This is a genomic window from Stenotrophomonas sp. P5_B8 (genome assembly GCF_054049855.1).
On the sequence record NZ_JBFULO010000490.1, the window covers coordinates 1 to 2,608 of the forward strand.

The window sequence follows — 2,608 nt, forward strand, 5'->3', positions numbered from 1 at the left end:
CCCGGCACCGGCCGCCGCACCGGCCGCACGGCCGGCGTTGACCCCGGCGCAGCAGGCACAGGTGCACAAGCAGGACGCCGAGTTGAGTGCCGCCGCGCTGCAGGTGGCACAGCTGGTGGACGCCAACCGCGCCGCCGAGGCCTGGAAGGGCGCCTCGGCGATCGCGAAGAAATCGGTCACCGAACAGGCCTTCGTCGGCCAGCTCACGTCCGATCGCAAGCGCCTGGGGGCATTGGCTTCGCGTGGTCAGCCGGTGGTGACCCGGGTCAAGTACGCGCCGGGCGCGACGGTGCCCGAAGGGCTCTACATCAACGTCAGTTTCCCCACGCGGTTTGCCAACAGCGCCCAGCCGGTGCGCGAACTGGTCTCCTTCCGGCTCGACGAAGATCGGGTCTGGCGCCTGGCCGGTTACAGCGTGCGTGCCGCCACTCCCTGAGGAATGCCCATGAGTATCGAGATCCAGATGTTGGCGTGGTCGATGGTGCTGGGCCTGGTGCACCTGTTTGCCGCGTCCACCGCCGTCACTCACGAGCGCGGCCTGAAGTGGAACGCCTCGCCGCGCGATGCGCAGGGTCCGCCGGTGCGGCCGCTGACCGGGCGCCTGCAGCGCGCCCAGTCCAACTTCATGGAGACCTTTCCGTTCTTCGCTGCTGCCGTACTGGCGGTGGTGCTGACCCAGCGCCAGGACAGCACCACCGCCCTGGCGGTGCAGCTGTATTTCTGGGCGCGGGTGGTCTACCTGCCGCTGTATGCCGCCGGGGTGCCGTACGTGCGCAGCCTGGTGTGGGTGGTCTCGCTKATCGGCATCATCAAGCTGATCTTCGCCCTGCTGTAGAACACGGGTGAATCCCGGCCGACCCCGCTGATCCAGATCAAGGCGGGGGTTGGGCCAACGGCGGTAAGCTGGCACCGACACGCAACCGCAGGATGGAACATGTCGGACGCAAGCCCGCAGCAGCAGTGCGCACCGGAACAGCCGGTGGATGTGGTGGTGGTCGGAGCGGGACCGGCCGGGTTGTGCTTCGCACGCTCGCTCGCCGACAGCGGCCTGCGCGTCAGCCTGGTCGAACAACAGCCGCGCGCTGCACTGGCGCAGCCGGCGTTCGACGGCCGCGAGATTGCCTTGACCCACGCCTCGCGGCAGATCCTGGAAACGCTGGGCATCTGGGCGCGGCTGGACCCGGCCGAGATCTCCTCCCTGCGGGATGCCAAGGTCCTGGACGGCGGCTCGCCGTTCGCGCTGACCTTTGCCAACACCCAGCGCACCGATGGCGACCTGGGCTGGCTGGTGCCCAACCATCTGATCCGCCGCGCCGCCTGGGACAGCGTGCAGGGCCAGCGCGGCCTGCAACTGCTGGATGAAACGCGGGTGGTCGGGGTGGTCGCCGGGCCGCGCCACAGCGTGGTGACCCTGGCCGATGGGCGCCGCCTGGTCGCACGCCTGGTGGTCGCCGCCGACAGCCGCTTTTCCAGCACCCGGCGCATGCTCGGGATAGGCGCGCGCATGCGCGACTTCGGCAAGTCGATGCTGGTCTGCCGGATGCAGATCGAGGTGCCGCACCGGCACACCGCCTGGGAGTGGTTCGGCTATGGGCGCACGATGGCGCTGCTGCCGCTCAACGGCGACCAGGCCTCGGCGGTGATCACCCTGCCACCGCGCCAGATCGAGGCATTGCTGGCGCAGGACGAAGACCGCTTCGGGCGCAGCATCAGCACCTTCTTCGAACACCGGCTGGGCGCGATGCAGCCGACCGCGCGGCCACAGGCCTATCCGTTGGTGGGGGTGTATGCCAACGCATTCGTCGGCGATCRCTGTGCCTTGATCGGCGACGCCGCCGTGGGCATGCATCCGGTCACCGCCCACGGGTTCAACCTGGGATTGCTCAGCCAGCATCGGCTGGCCGCGATCCTGACCCGGGCAGCGGTGCGGGGTACCGACATTGCCGCCCCGGGTGGGCTGTCCGCCTACGAGCGCGGCCACCGGCTGGCGTCACGCCCGTTGTATGAGGCCACCAACGCCATCGCCGCGCTGTATACCGACGACCGCCTGCCGGCCCGGGTGCTGCGCCGGGCCGGGTTGCGCCTGGCGCAGGGGGTGACGCCGTTCCGCCGGTTGATCGCCGCGCACCTGACCCAGCGCTGAGACGTCACCACCAGCGGTCATGACCGACCGATCAGGGCGCGTCGGAATCGGCGATGACGTGGATGACGGTGTCGCCGAACTGGACCATCTGGCCCGCGCGGATCTTGCACGCCTTGCGCAGTTCCACTTCACCATCGACCAGGACGTGGCCGTCGCCGATCACGGTCTTGGCTTCGCCCCCGCTGGTGACCAGGTCGGCCAGCTTGAGCAGCTGCTTCAGCTCGACGTAGTCGCGGTCCAGTTCAAATTCGAGGGTCTGCATGGAACGGGTATCCTGGGAAGGGGCGCGGACGTGGGGCCGGGCCGGAAGAGGGCGCGTATTGTGCGCCAGCACGCTGCAGAAGGGGATGCATGCGGAAATCTGTACGCGTTGTTCAGGAACAATGCGGTATCATCGCCCCCTGAGCGAGTGAATTCTCCTCCGACCGAGCAGCGCTAGGGCACGCGATAAGAAAGGGCGCCCAA

At 68.7% G+C, this 2,608-nt stretch carries 4 protein-coding genes; 3 read left to right on the plus strand and 1 reads right to left on the minus strand.

Translation table 11 applies throughout. The features are described 5' to 3' along the window. From ACXJKH_RS18435 to ubiM, 3 genes are all read left to right on the plus strand, one after another. On the plus strand, positions 1–436 hold a 436-nt coding region (locus ACXJKH_RS18435), incomplete at its 5' end, for a DUF4019 domain-containing protein (protein ID WP_457321525.1). A 3-nt stretch (positions 437–439) separates the two neighbouring features. Continuing rightward, positions 440–835: an MAPEG family protein gene (locus ACXJKH_RS18440; protein WP_457321527.1), complete on the plus strand. Its 396-nt coding sequence runs from the start codon at positions 440–442 to the stop codon at positions 833–835. Positions 836–934: 99 nt separating this feature from the next. Next, positions 935–2,143: a 5-demethoxyubiquinol-8 5-hydroxylase UbiM gene (gene ubiM, locus ACXJKH_RS18445; RefSeq protein ID WP_457321530.1), complete on the plus strand. Its 1,209-nt coding sequence runs from the start codon at positions 935–937 to the stop codon at positions 2,141–2,143. A 31-nt stretch (positions 2,144–2,174) separates the two neighbouring features. Here the strand turns inward: ubiM and ACXJKH_RS18450 are convergent, their stop codons facing one another. After that, positions 2,175–2,405, minus strand: coding sequence for an RNA-binding S4 domain-containing protein (locus tag ACXJKH_RS18450; protein WP_457321532.1), 231 nt, complete (start codon positions 2,403–2,405; stop codon positions 2,175–2,177). Positions 2,406–2,608: the final 203 nt, after the last annotated feature.

Coding starts and splice junctions, on each gene's coding strand:
- ACXJKH_RS18450 (WP_457321532.1), bottom strand. CDS start 2,405: ATGCAGACCCTCGAATTTGAACTGGACCGCGACTACGTCGAGCTGAAG.